This is a genomic window from Pseudomonas sp. P5_A12 (genome assembly GCF_056400685.1).
In genome coordinates, this window is the sequence record NZ_JBFUKU010000501.1 from 1 (window position 1) to 2,235 (window position 2,235).

At 59.9% G+C, this 2,235-nt stretch carries 3 protein-coding genes; all 3 read left to right on the top strand.

Annotated elements, in window-relative coordinates:
- The coding region (locus tag AC1DSG_RS30455; RefSeq protein ID WP_477794181.1) for an aldo/keto reductase at positions 1–697 on the top strand (697 nt) is incomplete at its 5' end.
- A 2-nt stretch (positions 698–699) separates the two neighbouring features.
- Positions 700–1,497, top strand: coding sequence for an SDR family NAD(P)-dependent oxidoreductase (locus AC1DSG_RS30460; protein ID WP_477794182.1), 798 nt, complete (start codon positions 700–702; stop codon positions 1,495–1,497).
- Positions 1,498–1,524: 27 nt separating this feature from the next.
- Positions 1,525–1,935 (top strand): SRPBCC family protein, encoded by a 411-nt coding sequence (locus tag AC1DSG_RS30465; protein WP_477794183.1) that lies wholly within the window; start codon positions 1,525–1,527, stop codon positions 1,933–1,935.
- Positions 1,936–2,235: the final 300 nt, after the last annotated feature.

The following is a 2,235-nucleotide window of genomic DNA, read 5'->3' on the forward strand; positions in this document are numbered from 1 at the left end:
CGACTACAGCGCCGACTACAGCGCCGACGCCACCTTGCGCTCCATCGAAGACAGCCTCAAGCGTCTGCAAACCGACCGTCTGGACATCGTTTGGGTGCATGACATCGCACAGGATTTTTACGGAGATCAATGGCTGGAATACTTCAACCAGGCCCGCACCGGCGCATTCAAAGTGCTGACCCGTTTGCGCGAAGAAGGCGTGATCAAGGGCTGGGGTTTGGGCGTAAACAAGGTCGAGCCGTGCGAACTGACCCTTGATCTGACCGAAGCGCAGCCGGACGGATTTCTACTGGCAGGTCGCTACACTCTTCTCGACCACGACCGTGCCTTGCAGCGTTTGATGGACGCGGCCTTGGCGCAGAACGTCGAGATCGTGGTGGGTGGTCCATACAGCTCGGGCATTCTGGCCGGCGGTGCGCACTTCGAGTACCAGAAARCCAGCCCGGCGATCATCAACAAAGTCGAGCACATCAAGCGCATCGCCGCCGCTCACGGTGTCGACATCAAAGCGGCAGCATTGCAGTTCTCGTTGGCTAACCCGGCGGTGGCGGCAGTGATTCCAGGGGCCAGCCGTCCAGAGCGAATTGCTGAAGACGTTGCCGCGCTGTCGGCGGTGATTCCCACAGCTTTCTGGCAGGCACTGCGCGACGCGAAACTGGTTTCTGAGCGCGCGCCATTGCCGATCACAGGAGTTTGAGCATGAAGATTGATCTGAGTGGAAAACTCGCCATTGTCAGCGGCAGCACCGCCGGCATTGGCTTGGGCATCAGCAAGGCGCTGGCCGAATCCGGCGCCACGGTGGTGGTGATCGGCCGCGAGACGGCCAAGGTCGAGCAGGCGCTGGCGAGCATTCGTCAAAGCGTGCCGGACGCGCAGTTGCGTGGCCTGACCGCCGACCTGGGCACCGCCGAAGGCGCCGAATTGTTGTTCGCGGCCGAACCCCGTGCGGACATTCTGGTGAACAACCTCGGGATCTTTAACGAGGTGGATTTTTTCGACACGCCAGACAGCGAGTGGACGCGGTTTTATGAGGTCAATGTGATCTCCGGCGTTCGCCTGTCACGGCATTACGTACCGGACATGGTCAAGCAGGGTTGGGGGCGGGTGATCTTCGTGTCCTCGGAATCCGGCATCTCGATCCCGGCCGACATGCTCAACTATGGCGTGACCAAAAGCGCCAACCTGGCGGTGTCCCATGGCCTGGCCAAACGCTTGGCCGGCACCGGTGTGACGGTCAATGCGATCCTGCCCGGCCCGACATTGACCGATGGCCTGGAGCAGATGCTCAAGGACGCCACCGCCGCATCCGGTCGCAGCGTTCGCGAAGAGGCTGATGCGTTTGTGCTCAAGGCGCGGCCGACGTCGATTATCCAGCGCGTGGCGAATGTCGAAGAGGTTGCGAATCTGGTGGCTTACATCGCTTCGCCATTATCTTCGGCCACCACCGGCGCGGCATTACGCGTCGACGGCGGTGTCGTCGACAGCATGGCGATTTGAAAACCATTCATTTACAGAGAGCTTTACATGGCAACTGCATCAGCGTTTATCGATATCCCGGCTTCGGCCGCTGAAGTATGGCAATTGATTGGTGGCTTCAACTCGCTGCCGGACTGGCTGCCGTTTATTCCCAAAAGCGAACTAAGCGAAGGCGGGCGGGTGCGCAGCCTGCAAACGGCGGACGGTGCGGTGGTGGTTGAGCGGCTTGAGGCGTTTGATAACGCCAGCAAGACCTACAGCTATTCGATTCTGCAGGCGCCGTTTCCGGCCACCGCGTATTTGGCGACGATCAACGTTGAAGCGCAGGGGCAGGGGGCTCGGGTGACGTGGTCGGGGCGGTTTGAGCCGGTGGGTGTGAGTGAGGAAGAAGTGGTGGCGTTGTTTAGCGGGATTTATCAGGGTGGGCTGGAGGCATTGCGGGCCAATTACCCAGCCTAGAAATACGAGTTGACCCTGTAGCAGCTGCCGAGCCTGCGAGGCTGCGAAGCAGTCGTAAAACCAGAGCACGCGGTCTGTCAGATACACCGCGTTGTCTGATTTCACGACTGCTTCGCAGCCGAACGCAGCCTCGCAGGCTCGGCAGCTGCTATGTATGGACTCGCCCCCACTGTCTACCCGCTTTCAAAAAAACTGCCGCCCCGTTGCATCTATGTATTAGGCCTATTCGAGGAAGCCGTCGGCGGCTTCTGGCCAAAATTGAAAGAGCTCGTGGTATGCCGATTACAGTCAGGCCTCGAA